The organism is Streptosporangium nondiastaticum (assembly GCF_003011965.1).
Lineage (GTDB): Bacteria > Actinomycetota > Actinomycetes > Streptomycetales > Streptomycetaceae > Streptomyces > Streptomyces nondiastaticus.
Genome location: NZ_PXWG01000055.1, coordinates 1 through 16653 on the forward strand (window position 1 = coordinate 1; position 16653 = coordinate 16653).

Here is a 16653-nt window from a genome sequence, read left to right on the forward strand (position 1 = left end):
GCGCGAGCCGCCCCCGCACCGCCCGCCGGGCCGCGGCCGGCGCCGCCGTCCTGGCCGTCCTCGCCGGCGGCGGCCTCTACCTCTTCTCCGACTCCTCGGACGGCAGGAGCGTCTCGGCCAAGGACGGGCAGACGGCGCAGAACCGGGTCCAGGCCCTCGACGCCAGCACGGCCGCGCTGCCGCCCAGCGCCTCGCCGTCCCCGTCGGCGAGCGCGTCCGCCTCCGCCTCCGCGTCGGCCAAGCCGTCCGCGTCCGCGTCGTCCTCCGCCCCGCCCTCGTCCTCCGCGCCCGAGCCGAGCCGGTCCGCCGCGAAGCCCTCGCCCGAGGAGAAGACCGCGGCCCCGGCCAAGAGCGCCCCCAAGGCCGCGGGCCCCGGCGGCGGCTCCCTCGGCCAGCAGGTCACGGCCCTCGTGAACGCCGAGCGCGCCAAGGCCGGCTGCTCGCCCCTGACCGAGAACAGCACGCTGGACCGGGCCGCCCAGGGCCACTCCGACGACATGGCCGCCCGCGGCTTCTTCGACCACACCAACCCCGACGGCAAGGGCCCCGGCGACCGCATCACCGCCGCCGGCTACAGCTGGAGCACCTACGGCGAGAACATCGCCTACGGGCAGCAGACGCCGGCGTCCGTCATGGACTCGTGGATGCACAGCGACGGCCACCGCAAGAACATCCTCAACTGCTCCTTCAAGGAGATCGGCGTGGGCGTCAACCAGGCCCCGGGCGGTCCCCGCTGGACCCAGGTCTTCGGCGCCCGCTGACCCGTCCGCCGGTCCCGCCGCCGGCCGGAGTCCGCCGCCCGTCCGCAACGAGGCGCCCCGTCCGTCGTTGGACAGGCGTGTCCGCACCGCACGCACCCCCGCACGCCCTGCGCGTCAGCGGCGTGCACAAGTCGTACGGTGCCCGCCGGGTGCTGCGCGGCGTCTCGCTCGCACTCGGCCCCGGCACCCTCGCCGGCGTCGTCGGCGAGAACGGCGCCGGGAAGACGACGCTGCTGCGCATCCTGTGCGGGCAGACCGCCGCCGACTCCGGTGCCGTCGAGCACCGGGGCCGGCTCGGCTACTGCCCGCAGGAGACGGTCCTCAACGACTTCCTCACCGTCGAGCAGCACCTGCGCTACTTCCAGGTCGCCTACGGGCTGAGCAGCATGCGGCGTGCCGAGGAGCTCATGGAGGAGCTCCACTTCTCCGGGTACCGGCAGTCCCGCGTCGCCGTGCTGAGCGGCGGGACCCGGCAGAAGCTCAACCTGACCCTCGCCCTCATGCACGACCCGCAGGTGCTGCTCCTCGACGAGCCGTACCAGGGCTTCGACTGGGAGACCTACCTGCGGTTCTGGAGCGTCGCCGGCCGCCTGCGCGACCGCGGCTGCTGCGTCCTGGTCGTCTCCCACCTCGCCTGGGACGCCGACCGGCTCGACGCCCTCTACCGCCTGCACGACGGCGTCGCCGCGCCGTGGCGGCCCGGCCGGGGCGGGTGAGCGGATGGACAACCCGGGACGCCGCTTCGCCACGGCCGCCGCCTTCGCCCTGCTGGAGCACACCCGCAACCGCTTCGCGCTCGTGCTCGTCGTCTTCTACATCCCGTTCTGGCTGACGATGGAGCACTGGTTCGTCGCCGGCGCGCCCACCGGCTTCCTGCTGCGGGCCACCGGGCGGCACCTGACCGTCGACGGCAACCGGCTGACGATGGTCTCCGGCGCGATCAACGCCGTCACGCTGATCGTCGGCTTCATGATGTTCATGACGACGTTCAAGTCGCTGGCCTTCGACCGCCGCCTGGTCCTGGCCGGCTACCCGCGCGTCTGCCTGCTCGTCGCCAAGGTGGGCGCGATGCTGCTCGCCGCGGCCCTGATCTCCGCCTACGCGACGGCCGTCATCTGCTGGTACTGGGACCCGGTCCGGCCCTGGCTGCTCATGGCCGGCGTGTTCACGGCCGGCGTCGGCTACGGCGGGATCGGCATCCTGCTCGGGGCCTTCCTGCGCAACGAGCTGGCCGGCCTGTTCGTCATCATCATGACCAGCCTGCTCGACACCATGCTGCAGAACCCGATCAGCAACCCCGGCGCCACCAAGGGCGGCGTGCAGGCCCTGCCCGAGTACGGGCCCACGCAGGTGAGCGTGGCCGCGGGCTTCTCGGGCGACACCCCGTACGGCCATCTGATGCTGGGCCCCGCCTGGTTCGCGGCGATGTGGCTGCTGGGCACCGCCGCCTTCCGCCTGCGCACCCGCGACCACCGCCCGGCCGCGGGGCGGCGGCCGCTCAGCGCCGCCGCCCGCCCTTGAGGGAGGCCCGCAGGTACTCGCGGTTCATCGTGGCGATGGACTGCAGCGGGATCCCCTTCGGGCAGGCGGTGGCGCACTCGCCGGTGTTCGTGCAGCCTCCGAAGCCCTGGTCGTCCATGGCGTCCACCATGCCCAGGACCCGTGACTCCCGCTCGGGCGCGCCCTGGGGCAGGACGTTGAGGTGGACGACCTTCGCGGAGGTGAAGAGCATCGCCGACCCGTTCGGGCAGGCGGCCACGCACGCGCCGCAGCCGATGCACTCCGCGTGCTCGAAGGCGAGGTCCGCCACCGGCTTGGGGACGGGCGTCGCGTGGGCCTCCGGCGCGGAGCCCGTCGGGACGGAGACGTAGCCGCCGGAGCCGATGATGCGGTCGAACGCGGACCGGTCCACGACCAGGTCCTTCACGACCGGGAAGGCCGCCGCGCGCCACGGTTCGACGTCGATGGTGTCGCCGTCGCTGAAGTGGCGCATGTGCAGCTGGCAGGTCGTGGTCCGCTCGGGGCCGTGCGCCTGCCCGTTGATGACCATGCCGCACGCCCCGCAGATGCCCTCGCGGCAGTCGTGGTCGAAGGCGACGGGCTCGTCCCCGGCGAGGATCAGCTCCTCGTTGAGGTGGTCGAGCATCTCCAGGAAGGACATGTCCTCGCTGATGCCCGTGACCCGGTACGTGGTCATGGCGCCCGCCTCGCCGGCGTTGCGCTGGCGCCATATGCGCAGGGTGAGGTCCATCAGCATCCTTTCGAGGGGACCGCCGGCTGCAGCCGGCGGGGGAATCGAATCCGCAAACTGCGCTGCGTAGCGGCGCAGCGTCTGGTCCTGAGTGTGGGCCGGTCCCAAAGTGGTAGCATTTTGGTTGTGGCTAGGGGAGATGTCCGGGAGTCGCTGAATCTGCGTGTCCCCCCGGAACTGAAGCGGAAGGTCGAGGAGTACGCCCGGCTCAAGGGCCTCTCGATCAACGGCGCCGCGTGTGTCCTTCTGGCCGAAGGGCTCCGCTCCGAGAGCCGGCGTGAGAAGTGATCCGCGCCTACAAGTTCCTCCTGCGCCCCACCGCCCGGCAGGAACAGGGTCTCGGCGAGATGCTGGCCGACCACTGCTCCCTCTACAACGGCGCCTTGCAGGAGAGGCGTGGCGCCTACCGGCACGCCTCGAAGACGAGCATCAAGTACGGTGACCAGTCCGCCCAGCTCAAGGAGATCCGGGCGTTCGACCCCGAGAGGCAAGGACGCTGGTCCTTCTCCAGTCAGCAGGCCACTCTGCGGCGCCTCGACAAGGCGTTCCAGGCGTTCTTTCGCCGCGTGAAGGCCGGTCAGGTCCCGGGGTACCCCAGATTCAAGGGTGTCGGGCACTTCGACACCGTGACCTTCCCGAAAGATGGGGACGGCTGCCGGTGGGACTCCACACCGCACGACGCTCAGGTCCGCGTCCGCCTCCAGGGCGTCGGGCACGTCCGTGTGCACCAGCACCGGCCCGTCAAAGGCAGGGTCAAGACGATCTCGGTGAAGCGGGAAGGCCGGCGCTGGTACGTCGTACTCTCCTGTGATGAGGTATCCGCCGAGCCTTTGCCCGTGACCGGCAGTATCGTCGGTATCGACATGGGCACGGTGCACTTCTTCACCGACTCCAACGGCGTGCACAAGGAGAACCCGCGCTTCCTTGTCTCGATGGGTGAGGAGCTGGCTGCTGCTCAGCGGCACCTGGACACCTTCCCCAAGCGCACCAAGCGCCGGACGAAGAAGCACCGGTCTGCCGCGCGGAAGGTCGCGAAGATCCATGTGAAGATCCGGCGTCGACGGCTCGACCACCACCACAAGACCGCTCTCGCTCTGGTCCGCGAGCACGACGTGATCGGGCACGAGAAACTGAACACCGTGGGCATGACCAAGAGACCGCAGCCCAAGCCTGACCCCGAGCACGACGGTGCGTTCCTGCCTAACGGGGCTGCTGTCAAAAAAAGCTTGAGCCGAAGCATCCTCGACGCGGGTTGGGGGCTGTTCCTGGGAATTCTGGCGCAGAAGGCTGAGAGTGCCGCTCGCCGCGTGATTCCGGTGAACGCCCGCAACACCTCCCGCGAGTGTCCCGAATGTGGATACACAAGCGCGGAGAACCGCATCACCCAAGCAAAGTTCGAGTGCGTCACATGCGGCCACGTCGCCAACGCCGATCACGTCGGCGCGCTCAACGTGCTCAAGAGGGCCGGGCTGGTCCTCTGTGCGGAGGCATAGCCAGCGACACAGGAAGCCCGCGCGTCTATGCGTGGGCGGAGTCACTACGCGTAGCTCCGCTGGGTGGGGTGGACGTGTTCGAAGGTCAGGGCTTCCTTGTGGAGGACGGGCGGACTGCCCGTCCCCGTGAACTCCCAGGCCGCCGCGTACGAGAACTCCTCGTCCTTGCGGGCCGCCTCGCCGTCCGGGGTGGCGCTCTCCTCCCGGAAGTGGCCGCCGCAGGACTCCGTGCGGTGGAGGGCGTCCAGGCACATGAGCTCGGCGAGCTCCAGGTAGTCGACGATGCGGTTGGCCTTCTCCAGGGACTGGTTGAGCTCCTCGCCCGTGCCCGGCACCCTGATGCGCCGCCAGAACTCCTCGCGCAGGGCGGGGATGCGGCCGAGGGCCTTGCGCAGGCCCGCGTCCGTGCGGGCCATGCCGCACTCGTCCCACAGCAGCTCGCCGAGCTCGCGGTGGAAGGAGTCCGGGGTGCGGTCGCCGCGGGCGGCCAGCAGGCGCCGCAGCCGGTCCGTCACCTCCGCGACGGCCTCCGTCACGGCGGGGTGGTCCCCGGGCACGGCGTCGTGCGGGTGCCGGGCCAGGAAGTCGTTGATCGTGGACGGCAGGACGAAGTAGCCGTCGGCGAGGCCCTGCATCAGGGCGGACGCGCCGAGCCGGTTCGCGCCGTGGTCGGAGAAGTTGGCCTCGCCGATCGCGAAGAGGCCGGGGACCGTGGTCTGCAGGTCGTAGTCCACCCACAGGCCGCCCATCGTGTAGTGGATGGCCGGGTAGATCCGCATGGGGACCTCGTACGGGTCCTCCGCCGTGATCCGCTCGTACATCTCGAAGAGGTTGCCGTACTTGGCCTCGACCGCGTCGCGGCCCATGCGGGCGATCGCGTCGGCGAAGTCCAGGTAGACGCCCTGCCCGCCGGGGCCGACGCCGCGCCCCTCGTCGCAGACGTTCTTCGCGGCGCGCGAGGCGATGTCGCGCGGGACGAGGTTGCCGAAGGAGGGGTAGATCCGCTCCAGGTAGTAGTCGCGCTCGGCCTCCGGGATCTCGCCCGGCGGGCGGGTGTCGCCCTGTGCCTTCGGCACCCAGATGCGGCCGTCGTTGCGCAGCGACTCGCTCATCAGCGTCAGCTTCGACTGGTGGTCGCCGGAGCGCGGGATGCAGGTGGGGTGGATCTGGGTGAAGCAGGGGTTCGCGAAGTAGGCGCCGCGGCGGTGGGCCCGCCAGATCGCGGTGGCGTTGGAGTTCTTGGCGTTGGTGGAGAGGTAGAAGACGTTGCCGTAGCCGCCGCTCGCGAGGACCACGGCGTCCGCGAGGTGGGTGCTGACGGCGCCCGTGATCAGGTCCCGGGCGACGATGCCGCGCGCCCGCCCGTCGACGACGATCAGGTCGAGCATCTCCGTACGGGCGTGCATCTCGACGTTGCCCGCGTCGATCTGCCGGCTGAGCGCCTGGTACGCGCCGAGGAGCAGCTGCTGGCCGGTCTGCCCGCGGGCGTAGAACGTCCGCGACACCTGCACGCCGCCGAAGGAGCGCGTGTCGAGCAGCCCGCCGTACTCGCGGGCGAAGGGCACGCCCTGCGCGACGCACTGGTCGATGATCTCGACGGAGACCTGGGCGAGGCGGTGGACGTTGGACTCGCGGGCGCGGAAGTCGCCGCCCTTGACCGTGTCGTAGAAGAGGCGGTGCACGGAGTCGCCGTCGTTGCGGTAGTTCTTGGCGGCGTTGATGCCGCCCTGGGCGGCGATGGAGTGGGCGCGGCGCGGCGAGTCCTGATAGCAGAACTGCACGACGTGGTAGCCCTGTTCGGCGAGGGTGGCCCCGGCGGCGCCGCCCGCGAGGCCGGTGCCGACGACGATGACGGTGTGCTTGCGCCGGTTCGCGGGGTTGACCAGCTTCGCCTCGAAGCGGCGGCGGTCCCAGCGCTCCGCGATGGGCCCGGCGGGGGCGGCGGTGTCGGTGACCGGCTCGCCGGTCGTGTAGCGCGTGTAGTCGGAAACACCGGGTGTGTCAGGCATGGTCAGCTCACGACTCCAGTCAGGACGCCCACGGGCACGGCGATGAAGCCGCAGGTCAGCACCAGCGCCAGCGCATCGGCGAGGAATTTCAGCGCCCGGTCGCGGCGCGGCGAGTTGGCGCCCAGCGTCTGCGCGGCGCTCCAGAAGCCGTGCCGGATGTGCAGGCCGAGGGCGAGCATCGCGACGATGTAGAAGGCGCTGACGGCCGGGCGGTCGAAGGAGGCGACGAGGTTCTCGTACGGCCGCCCCTCCTGCGCGTTGGGGTTCACGTCCAGCGTGGTGAAGTCGAGGATGTGCCAGACGATGAACAGGGCCAGGATCACCCCGCCCCAGCGCATCGTGCGGGTCGCGTAGCTCGCGCGCGGGCGGCCCCGCTCGTACTTCCGGGGGCGGGCGGCGCGATCGCGGCGGCTGAGCTGGTACGCGGCCACGCCGTGCAGCACGACCGCCGTTCCCAGGCCGGCGCGGGCGATCCACAGGAACCACTCGTAGTGCAGGAAGGGCTCGCCGATGGTGCGGATCCAGTGCCCGTAGTGGTTGAACTCGCCGGCGCCGAAGAACACCTTCAGGTTGCCCACCACGTGGGCGACCAGATACGCCAGCATGATCACGCCGGTGACCGCCATGACCGCCTTCTTGCCGACGGTCGACCGCCACACGGAGCCGATGAGGGACGGAGGACGTGGAGGACGGTCCGTCCGGGTCGCCAGTGCCATGGCACCAGACGCTAGGCAGCACCCTGTCGATCCGTCCAAGACATGATGAAGCTGGTTTCCATAGGCTCTGCCTATCTATGCTGCTGACCGTGCAACTCCAGCAGCTCCGCTACTTCGCGACCCTGGCCGAAGTCCGTCACTTCACCCGGGCCGCCGAGGTCCTGCACGTGGCCCAGCCCTCCCTCTCCCAGCAGATCCGGGCCCTCGAACGGGAGCTGGGCGCCGAGCTCTTCCAGCGCGCCCGCGGCAACATCACCCTCACCGACGCCGGCGAGGCCCTGCTGCCGTCGGCCCGGCAGATCCTCGCCGACACCGAGACCGCGCGCCGCGAGGTCCAGGAGGTCGCCCAGCTGCGGCGCGGCCGGGTCCGCCTCGGCGCCCCGCCCAGCCTGTGCGCGAGCCTCGTCCCCGACGTGCTGCGCGCCTACCACGCCCGCTACCCCGGCATCGAGCTCGTTGTCGACGAGGGCGGCTCCCAGGACCTCGTGCGCACCCTCGCCGGCGGCGGCCTCGACCTCGCCCTGATCATCACGCCGCTGGCCGTCGGCGCGCCGGCCCTCGCCACGACCGAGCTCCTGCGCGAGGACCTCGTCGTCGTCACCGCCCCCGGCGAGCCCCCGCCCACCCGCCGCCGCGCCCTGCGCGTGGCGGACCTGGAGGGCCTGCCCATGGTGATGTTCCGCCGCGGCTACGACCTCCGCGAGATCACCACCGCGGCCTGCCGCGCCGCCGGCTTCGAACCGTCCTTCACCGTCGAGGGCGGGGAGATGGACGCCGTCCTCGGCTTCGTCCGCGCGGGCCTGGGCCTGGCCGTGGTGCCCGGCATGGTGGCCGCCCGCTCGGGCCTGCGCGTCACGCCCTTCGAGGGCACCCGCATGCGCCGCACGGTCGCGCTCGCCCACCGCAAGGACGTGGCCCCGCCGCGCGCGGCACGGGAGCTGCGGGCGGTGCTGCTGGAGCACCTGGGGCTGGGAGAAGAGGCGGAGTGAGCGGGGCTCAGCCCCACAAGGCCCGCCCCAGCGCCACCCCCGCGAACGCCGCGCCCAGCCCGCACACCACGCTCAGCGCCGCGTTCGCCACGGCGTAGCCGCGCGCGCCCTCGCGGGCCAGCGTCAGCGTCTCGTACGAGAACGTGGAGTACGTCGTGAGCGCGCCGCACAGACCCGTGCCCAGGAGCAGCCGCAGCGGGGACGGGGCGGCGGCGGTGAGGATCCCCAGGATCAGGCTGCCCACGACGTTCACGGTGAACGTGCCCCACGGGAAGACCGAGTCGTGGCGGGCCTGCACCGCACGGTCCGTGAGGTAGCGCAGGGGCGCGCCGGCCATCGCGCCGGCGAGGACGAGGAGCCAGTTCACGCGCCGTCCTCCGGGGCGGCCGGCCCGGACTGCCCGAGGCGCGGCACCTCGACCGGTTCCAGCGTGACGAGCCGCTCCCCGGCGACCTCCCCCAGCGCGGGCAGGAACGCCCGTACGCGCTCCTCCGCGTCCACGATCACCACCGTCACCGGCAGGTCCTCGCTCAGCGAGAGCAGCCGCGCCGTGTGGACGACGGACGAGGCGCCGTAGCCCTCGGTCCCGCGGAAGACCGTCGCGCCCGCGAGCCCGGCGGCGTGCGCGCGGTGCACGATCTCGGTGGACAGCGGCCGGTGGTGCCACCGGTCGGACTCGCCGAGGAAGACCGTCAGGCGCAGCGCCCTGCCGGCGGGCCTCACCGGGCGCTCCCGCGGAGCAGGACCGCCCGCGTCGCCGTCGCGGCCGCCCACACGGCCGCCATCGCGGCGAGCAGCGTGCCCGCCAGATACGCGAGCGCCGTCGCGACGTGCCCGTCCTCGGTCAGCCGCTGGACGTCCACCGCGTACGTCGAGAAGGTGGTGAAGCCGCCGAGCACGCCCGTGCCGAGGAACGGCCGCAGCAGCCGGTGCGGCGCGGCGAGCTCGCCGATCACCGCCAGCAGCACCCCGATCAGGGCGCAGCCGGCGACGTTGATCAGGAAAGTGGTCCAGGGGAAGGCGCCCGCCGGGGTGGTCCACAGCAGCCCGGCGCCGTAGCGGGCCGCGGCCCCGGCGCCGCCGCCGAGCGAGACCGCGCAGACGACCGGGCCCTGCCCGCGCGCCACGGGCCGCCGCCCGGGGTGGCGCGTCTGCGGGGGCGGGCCGTCCGTGACCGTCCCGGGCCGGGTGGTGCTCATGCGGTCCTTCCGCCTCTTCGTCGTCGTGCGCCCAGGCTATCCACCGTCCGCCGGAACCGCCGCGCCGGCCGCTCCCACGGCCGTCAGGTACGTGTCGGCCCGGTACGCGCCCGTGAACCCGCTCCGTGCACCACTCCGGGAAGTCGGCCGGTCCGCCGGCCCGACCGTGCCGTACTGGACGCGTCCGCCCTGCGCCTCGAACCGCTCCAGCCGGCCCGTCGTCTTCGCCCGCAGGTCGACGGACTGCGGAGGCGGGGGCGGTGAGGCTCCCGACGGGGGAGCGGGGCGGGTCCGGACCCCACCCGTTGCCGCGGCGTGCGCCGCGCGCTGTACAGACGGCGCCATCATCGTCCCCGCGGGCCCGACCCCGTACGGTGTTGGCCTGAAGTTGACGGCCTGCGGGGGACGGCTTCACTGCAGGTCACACGGGTGAATCGGCGGATGATACGACCGGTCGCCGGGGAGGCCGGGGCGAATCGGCCCAGGCCGGCCGGGCGGTGACAGCCGATTATGAGCCACACGCGCACCACGCTCGTACGCGCGCACGGGCCGCAAGCCGCCTCCTGGGGCCGTTCCGGCGGCTCGGAGAGGGCGGCGAGAGCGCCATGAAGCAGGAGGGATGACGCATTCCGGTATGGCAGGAAACCGTCGCTTCCCGAGCGCTCCCGTGGGCAGTCTTCTGGCCGGTCAGGCTCCGCCGCCCCGGGCGGGCGCCCGCCCGGCAGGGTCGGTCGCAGGACCGAAACCGATCCAGGGAGGCACACGATGACGACGCAACCCCAGCTGCCCCGCGCGGTGGCGCCCCAGGAACCGGTCCCCCAGCTCCAGCGCGCCGGGATGCTCGACCAGGTCGAGAAACGGCTGCGCGGCCTCCTCAATGACGAGCACCGCCGCTGGCGCACCGCCGACGCGCGGGGCGCCGGCGTCGTCGAATCCCTCGCCGAACTCGTCGCCGTGGGGGCCGACCGGGTCCGCCCGGTCATCCTCCTCACCGGCTATCTGGCGGCGGGCGGCGACGCGGACGCCCCGGCCGCCGTCGAGGCCGCCGCCGCCCTCGAACTCCTCGACACCTGCACCCTCATCCGCAGCGACGTGCGCGACAACGCCGCCCTGCGCCGCGGCATCCCCACCCTGCACGTCAGCCGCGCCGCCGAGCACGAGCGCAACGGCTGGGCCGGCGACGCCCGCCGCTTCGGCGAGTCCACCGCCACCCTGGCCGGCGACCTCGCCCTCTCCCTCGCCGACCGGCTCGCCGCGCGGCTGCCCGCCGCCGCGTGGCAGATCTGGGACGAGATGCGCGTCGAGCGGGTGATCGGCACGTACGCCCACGAGGCGATGGCCGCCGAGTACCTGGACGACCCGTGGCCCGGGCGGTGCATATCGGGATGCGACCGGGGCTGTACCGCGGGCTGGTACGCCCTGCGGCACCCGCTCCGGCTGGGCGCCGCGCTCGCCGACCGGCCCGACCTCGACACCGCCTACGACGCCTACGCCCGCTCGCTGCACGCCGCCTGGCGCCTGCGCGGCTTCCTCGACGGCGGCCCGGAGTACGACTGGGACGCCGAACTGCTGCGGGAGATCCTCCTGGAGCGCGAGGAGCGCGGCATTGCCGAGCGCCTCATCCGCGAGCTGGTGGACCGGGCGTCCCGGACCGCGGCCGCCGCGCGGCTCGCGGCGGGGTGGTGCGAGGAGCTGACGGCCTTCGCGGTGCGGATGGCGGCGGAGCGGGCGTAGGGGCGCGGGACCGGGGGTCCGGCCAGGTGCAGGGGCGCGGGACCGGCGGTCCGGTCAGGCGTAGGGGCGGCAGGACCGGCCGCCCGGTGCGGATTCCCGGGGTCCGCCGCATCGGGCCGCATTGGGCCGTACGGGTAATTCTGCGGAACCGCATTTGTAGGGCTATTCCTATCCGCGACACCGGCCCCTCCGCGGCTGCCGCACAGCGCATTAGACCGACGACCTGCCGAAATGACTGCAGGAGGGCGGGGGATCGCCGCGGATTTCTCCGTGGCCCCGGCACGGACCGGCACACGGACACGGCCGCCCGGAGGGGATAAACCGGTCACCCATCCGCACCACGGACGAAACCTTTGCGAGTACGGGGCGTTGAAAAGCACACCCCGGCCGTCACGGCCGGGTGCCTCCCAGTACGACCGAGCAAGATCAAGCAGCAAAGGTGTCTCCGCATGTCACGAATCGTCAAAACGGCTGCCCTGACCGCCACCGTGGGCGCGGCGCTCGCGGGTATCACCGGTACCGCGCTCGCCGACTCCGTCGCCAAGGGAGCGGCCGTCGGTTCCCCGGGCGTCATCTCGGGCAACGTCATCCAGGTCCCGATCCAGATCCCGATCAACCTGTGCGGCAACACGATCGACATCGTCGGACTGCTGAACCCCGCGTCCGGCAACGTCTGCGTCATCGACTGACGCAGGAGGAAAACCGGCGGATTCGGGGTGCCCCCGCCCCGGGCCGCTTCCGTGTGGCGCCCCCGATTTCCGTCGCGGGCGCCACGCCGTTTTCGCGGGGCGTTTCGCTGTCCCTGCACGGTTTCCCCGCTCCGGTACGGAATCGCGCTCCTCAGCAACTGCTGTCCCAGGCAACTGCCCTCGCCCGCGACTGCTCTCCCCAGCAACTGCTCCCCTCAGCAAGCTCTCCCCAGCAACTGATCTTCCCGCTAGCGTGGTCGGGTCCGTGGGGGCGGGGAGAGCTGGGGGAGGCGTGCGGTGGATCCGTTCACGATGACGGCGGTGCTGGCGGCCGTGGACACGGCGGCGTCGGGGGCGCTGTCGGGCGCGGCAGGGGAGCTGGGGCGGCGGACCGCGGAGGGGCTGGCCGGCCTGGCCCGCCGGGCCCGGCGCAGGGACGGGGGCGGCGAGCCGCTGGCGGCGCCCACCGACGACGGCGAACGCAGGGCCCTCGCCGCCCTGCTGATCGAACGGGCCCGCGCCGAGCCCGGCTTCGCCCGCGACCTGGCCTCCTGGCTCCGCGAGAGCGAGTGGCTGGCGGCTGCCGTCGCCGTCCCCGCGACGGCTGCCGGCGCGGCCCGTCCGCGGATGCTGCCGCCGCTGACGTCGGCCTTCACCGACCGCGAGGACGTCCTGGCAGCGGTCACGGCGCTGCTGGACGAGGGGGACGGCGGCAGCGAGGGGGCCGCCTCCCCGCGCATGGCCGCGTCCATGGCCCTGCTCACCGGCCCCGCCGGCGTCGGCAAGACCGCGGCGGCCGTGCACTGCGCCCGTGCCCTGGCCGCCCGCTTCCCGGACGGCGAGCTGTACGCCGACCTGCGCGGAGCCGCCGCGGCCACGGCCGTCACCCCGTCCGAGGTGCTCGTGCGCTTCCTGCACCGCCTGGGCGTGCCGGCGGACCGGGTGCCCGCCGGCGAGCAGGGCCAGGCCGACCTCTACCGCGAGCGCACCGAGGGCCGGCGCATGGTCGTCCTGCTCGACAACGCCCACAGCGCCGCCCAGCTGGCCCCGCTGCTGACGGCGTCGCCCGGCTCGCTCGTGCTGGTCACCAGCCGCCACCGACTGCCCGAGCTCGTCCGCGACCACGGGGCGCGGATCGTACGGGTCGGCCCGCTGTCCGACGCCGACTCGTTCCTGCTGCTGACCCGCATCGCCGGCCCGGAGCGCGTCGCCGCGCAGCGCACCCACGCGGAGGCGGTGGCCGCGCGGTGCGGTGGCATTCCGCTCGCGCTGTGCGAGACGGGCGCCCGGGTGCAGACGCGGGAGCGGCTGAGCTGGGAGAGCCTGGAGCGCGAATTCGCGGCGGCGGTCGCGGGCTTGAGAGGGAGCGGGCACGGACAGGCTCCCGGAATGCCTGATGATGCTGATGGTCTTGATGACACTGCAACCCCTGATACGCCTGGTGTTACGTCAGGTGGTAGTGATTCACCGGTTGGTGGTGGCGAGTCACCGGTGGAACCGGCCCTCCTCGCCACCGACCTCTCCTACCGCGACCTGGCCCCCGACGCCGCCCGCCTCTACCGGCTGCTGGCCCTGCGCCCCTGGCCGGACATCCCCGTAGGCGCCGCCGCGGCCGCGGCGGACACCGGCGAGGCCGAGGCGCGCCGCCTGCTCGAAACCCTCGCCGCGGCCCACCTCCTGGAGGAGACCGGCGAGGAGCGCTACCGCTTCCACGACCTCGTCCGCCTCCACGCCGAGCGCCGCGCCCACGAGGAGGACGGCCGCGGGGCGACGGCCCTCGCCGTCCGCCGCACCGTCACCTGGTACCTGCGGCTGGCGGCCCGCGCCGACGCCCTCGTCGTCCCCGGCCGGTGGCACCTGGGCCCCGCGTACGCCCGTACGCGGGGCGGCGACGGTCCAGTCGGCCGTACCGCGGGGGCGAGCCGTACCGCGGAGGAGGCCCGCGCGGCCCTGGACGGGCTGCGGCGCGAACGCGCGAACCTCGCCGAGGCCGTACGGGCCGCGGAGGAGTACGGCTTCGACGAGGAGGCCTGGCAACTGTGCGAGGCCATGTGGGGCCTGCACCTGCGCCTCGGCTTCCACGACCAGTGGGTGGCCACGCACCTCCGGGGCGTCGAGGCCGCCCGCCGCTGCGCCGCCGGCATCGGCGACCCGCGGGCGGAGGGCCGGATGCGGACCCAGCTCGCCTTCGGCTACATGGGCCTCGGCCGGTACGCGGAGGCCGAGGCCCAGCTGACCGCCGCCGCGGCGGCCGACGAGCGCGCCGGCCACCACCGCGGCCGCGCCACGGCCACCGAGTCGCTCGGCCTGCTCTGCCTGCGGCAATGGCGGTACGAGGCCGCCGAGGAACACTTCCGGCAGGCCCGGAGCACCCTGGACGGCATCGCCCCGGGCGGCGACGGCGCGGCCGACGTGCCGCGCGCCGACGCGCTCCTCGCCCACCACCTCGGGCGGGCCCTGCGCGGCCAGGGCCGGCACGCCGAGGCCCTGGCGCAACTGGCCGACGCCCTCGCCCGCTTCCGGGCGCTGCCCGACCGCGACCTCTACAACGAGGCCCGCGTCCGGATGAGCCTCGGCGAGACCCACCTCGCCGCCGGCGACCCCGCCGCGGCCCGTACGCCCCTCGACGAGGCACTCGCCGTCATGGCGTCCGAGGGCGCCGTCCTGCAACAGGCCGACGCCGCCGAACTCCGCGCCCGCTGCGCCGAGGACCCGGCCGACGCGGTCCGCCACCTGCGCCTGGCCCGCTCGCTGTACGAGGAGGTGGGCGAGACGGCGGGGGTGTCCCGCACGGGCGCGCTGCTGAGGGAGCGGGGGGCGGACTGACTGATCGGCCCGGGCGGCCTGACTAACCGAGCCGTTCGACGTCCACCCCGTGCCGCACCCTCCCTGTCACCACCGTGATGCCGCTCGCCACCGCCTCCTCCACGGACTTGCCGCCCGCGAGCCAGGCGTGGAGCGCGGAGGCGTGGGCCGCCGGGTCGCACAGGTCGGCCCGGCCGTCCGCGCCGGGGCGGGCGGTGAGCCGGAGCAGGTCGCCGCCGCGGGTGCGGACCGTGCAGCGCCCGGGCCCCGTCACATACGCGGCGAGCGCGCAGCCCGGGTGCTGGCCGAGGACCTCCGCGGTCCAGGCGGCCGGCGGCCCGACGCGCGGGTCGTCGGCCGCCGCGTACCGCACGATCACGTCCGCGATCCGCAGCCGGCCCGGGTCGGGGGTGTCCTCGTGGACGGAGGTGTGGGCGTCCCACCCGATGTCGTCGCCGGAGTCCGGCCCGTATCCGTACCCGGACCCGTATCCGGGCCCCGGCCCGTCGTCGTCCGCCGCGCAGCGCACCACGGCGATCTCCGGAGGCCCGGAGGCGTCGGTCAGCCTGCTGAGGACACGGACGGGTGCCGTGCGCTCGGCCGGCGCGTACGACGGGAGCCGCAGCGGGTCGAGGAGCGCGGGGCGGCCGGCGGGCTCCGGAATGCCGATCAGGCCGTAGAACGCGCGGCGCAGGAGCGCGGCGGAGCGGCCCGGCGCGGAGCTGACGTGCTCGGCCTGGGCGCGGAAGCTGCCGGGGTCGTGGCGGTCGACGGCGCGGTCGACCTGCGCGCGCAGGTCGTCGTACGGGCGCAGCCGCGGCGCGGCCCGGCCGAGGGCGGCGACGGGCGAGTCCGGGTCGAGGGCGCCGCCGGGGAACGCGCCGAGGAGGACGGGCCTGCCGATGGCGGCCGCGTAGTACGTGACGGAGCCGTGGTCGCCGATCACGCAGTCCGCGGCGATCAGCGCCTGCCGCCAGTCCTCCAGCGGGTCCACGAGCGCGAGCCCGGCGTGGCGGGCCCGGTCGAGCCAGGCCCGTATCTGGCCGGGGCCGTGGCCGTGCCAGATGTTGGGGTGGAGGACCGCGGCCGTGCGGTACTCGTCGGCGGGGAGCTCGGCGGCCAGCCGCGGGAGGAGGGACGGCAGCAGATCGCCCTCGGAGTCGTCGTCGCCGAAGAGGGAGCCGGGCGACCAGGTGGAGTTGACGACGACGAGCCGCTGGCCCGCGGCCACGCCGAGGGCCCGGCGGAAGCGGTCCCGGTGGGGGAGGGCGGCGAGGATGCGGTCGTAGCAGGGGTCACCGGCGAGGACGGCGGTGCCGGCCGCCTCCGGGCAGGCGGCGCGCAGGCGGCCGAGCTGCTCGGGGTGCGAGAGGACGGTCGCGGCGGCGAGGGGCCGGCCGTCGTGCAGCAGCCAGTCGGGGGAGAGCCCGAAGACGGGGGCGGGGGCGGAAGGAGGGGCAGCGGCAGCGGGTGTCCGGTGTCCGGTGTCCGGTGTCCGGTGTCCGGTGTCCGGTGTCCGGTGTCCGGTGTGGCCAATCTCTTATTGTAGCCAACGCCGTGCGAGAGGATGGCCAAATCCCCGCGTATCAGCTCCAGTTCACCGCCGTAGCTGGCGGACACGGCCAGGTCGACGGGCGTCTCCTTGGCCTGCTCCCAGGGCAGTACGGGCAGTCCCACGGACGCCAGCAGCTCCGGCACGCCGGCGAGGAACGGCGACGACCCCGTGCAGGTCACGAGCAGCTGCACGCGGAGGTCGTCCCGGAAGAGCGGCAGCACGTCCAGCAGCCGGGTGGCGGAGGTGACGTTGTGCACGACGAACAGGACGCGGCGGCACGAGGCCCGGGTCACCCACCGGTGGGCGTCGTCCCCGACGGGAACCCGCAAGCGTGTCTCTTCACCGGCCCCATGCATCGCTGCAGCCCCCCAAAGATCACCGACAACACTGACAACACCAACAACACTGACAACAACGGAAACGCTGGAAGCACCGGGAACGCCGGCCCCACT

At 73.6% G+C, this 16653-nt stretch carries 15 protein-coding genes; 8 read left to right on the plus strand and 7 right to left on the minus strand.

Translation table 11 applies throughout. The annotated features are described in order from the left end of the window. The 3 genes from B7P34_RS20020 to B7P34_RS20030 all read left to right on the plus strand — a co-directional run. On the plus strand, positions 1-761 hold a 761-nt coding region (locus tag B7P34_RS20020; RefSeq protein ID WP_146166867.1), incomplete at its 5' end, for a CAP domain-containing protein. Between the two features lie 77 nt (positions 762-838). Further along, complete coding sequence (locus tag B7P34_RS20025) at positions 839-1477, plus strand: ABC transporter ATP-binding protein (protein WP_223268031.1); 639 nt, start codon at positions 839-841, stop codon at positions 1475-1477. Positions 1478-1481: 4 nt separating this feature from the next. After that, positions 1482-2282, plus strand: coding sequence for a hypothetical protein (locus B7P34_RS20030; RefSeq protein WP_106678323.1), 801 nt, complete (start codon positions 1482-1484; stop codon positions 2280-2282). Here the strand turns inward: B7P34_RS20030 and B7P34_RS20035 are convergent. Then, positions 2260-3012: a succinate dehydrogenase/fumarate reductase iron-sulfur subunit gene (locus tag B7P34_RS20035; RefSeq protein WP_106678324.1), complete on the minus strand. Its 753-nt coding sequence runs from the start codon at positions 3010-3012 to the stop codon at positions 2260-2262. The genes B7P34_RS20030 and B7P34_RS20035 overlap by 23 nt on opposite strands. 284 nt (positions 3013-3296) lie before the next feature. Here B7P34_RS20035 and B7P34_RS20040 point away from each other — a divergent pair, with 284 nt between their 5' ends. After that, the gene (locus B7P34_RS20040) at positions 3297-4505 is read left to right on the plus strand and encodes an RNA-guided endonuclease InsQ/TnpB family protein (protein WP_106678326.1); all 1209 of its coding nucleotides are present in this window, start codon (positions 3297-3299) and stop codon (positions 4503-4505) included. Positions 4506-4549: 44 nt separating this feature from the next. Here B7P34_RS20040 and B7P34_RS20045 read toward each other — a convergent pair whose 3' ends face one another. Together B7P34_RS20045 and B7P34_RS20050 are read right to left on the minus strand one after the other, a co-directional pair. Beyond that, positions 4550-6514, minus strand: coding sequence for a fumarate reductase/succinate dehydrogenase flavoprotein subunit (locus B7P34_RS20045; RefSeq protein ID WP_106678328.1), 1965 nt, complete (start codon positions 6512-6514; stop codon positions 4550-4552). A gap of 2 nt (positions 6515-6516) precedes the next feature. Further along, positions 6517-7230 (minus strand): succinate dehydrogenase cytochrome b subunit, encoded by a 714-nt coding sequence (locus B7P34_RS20050; protein ID WP_106678330.1) that lies wholly within the window; start codon positions 7228-7230, stop codon positions 6517-6519. Positions 7231-7319: 89 nt separating this feature from the next. On the opposite strand from B7P34_RS20050, the gene B7P34_RS20055 reads away from it, so the two are divergent. Continuing rightward, the gene (locus tag B7P34_RS20055) at positions 7320-8219 is read left to right on the plus strand and encodes a LysR substrate-binding domain-containing protein (protein ID WP_106678375.1); all 900 of its coding nucleotides are present in this window, start codon (positions 7320-7322) and stop codon (positions 8217-8219) included. Positions 8220-8226: 7 nt separating this feature from the next. Here the strand turns inward: B7P34_RS20055 and crcB are convergent, their stop codons facing one another. From crcB to B7P34_RS20070, 3 genes are read right to left on the minus strand one after another with little or no spacing between them, the layout of a single operon-like run. Continuing rightward, positions 8227-8586: a fluoride efflux transporter CrcB gene (gene crcB / locus B7P34_RS20060; RefSeq protein ID WP_106678332.1), complete on the minus strand. Its 360-nt coding sequence runs from the start codon at positions 8584-8586 to the stop codon at positions 8227-8229. Beyond that, positions 8583-8942 (minus strand): DUF190 domain-containing protein, encoded by a 360-nt coding sequence (locus B7P34_RS20065; RefSeq protein WP_106678376.1) that lies wholly within the window; start codon positions 8940-8942, stop codon positions 8583-8585. Before B7P34_RS20065 ends, crcB begins: the two co-directional genes overlap by 4 nt. After that, positions 8939-9418, minus strand: coding sequence for a fluoride efflux transporter FluC (locus tag B7P34_RS20070; protein ID WP_106678335.1), 480 nt, complete (start codon positions 9416-9418; stop codon positions 8939-8941). Before B7P34_RS20070 ends, B7P34_RS20065 begins: the two co-directional genes overlap by 4 nt. Before the next feature lie 765 nt (positions 9419-10183). Between B7P34_RS20070 and B7P34_RS20075 the strand changes: the two genes are divergently transcribed. The 3 genes from B7P34_RS20075 to B7P34_RS20085 all read left to right on the plus strand — a co-directional run bounded on the left by B7P34_RS20075 (position 10184) and on the right by B7P34_RS20085 (position 14667). After that, positions 10184-11152, plus strand: a complete 969-nt coding sequence (locus B7P34_RS20075) for a polyprenyl synthetase family protein (protein WP_223268032.1) — start codon at positions 10184-10186, stop codon at positions 11150-11152. A gap of 449 nt (positions 11153-11601) precedes the next feature. Further along, positions 11602-11841, plus strand: coding sequence for a chaplin (locus B7P34_RS20080; RefSeq protein ID WP_106678337.1), 240 nt, complete (start codon positions 11602-11604; stop codon positions 11839-11841). 297 nt (positions 11842-12138) lie between these two features. After that, on the plus strand, positions 12139-14667 hold the full coding sequence (locus B7P34_RS20085; protein ID WP_223268033.1) for a tetratricopeptide repeat protein: 2529 nt from the start codon (positions 12139-12141) through the stop codon (positions 14665-14667). 22 nt (positions 14668-14689) lie between these two features. Here B7P34_RS20085 and B7P34_RS38720 read toward each other — a convergent pair whose 3' ends face one another. Next, positions 14690-15877, minus strand: a complete 1188-nt coding sequence (locus B7P34_RS38720) for a hypothetical protein (RefSeq protein ID WP_223268034.1) — start codon at positions 15875-15877, stop codon at positions 14690-14692. Positions 15878-16653 lie beyond the last annotated feature (776 nt).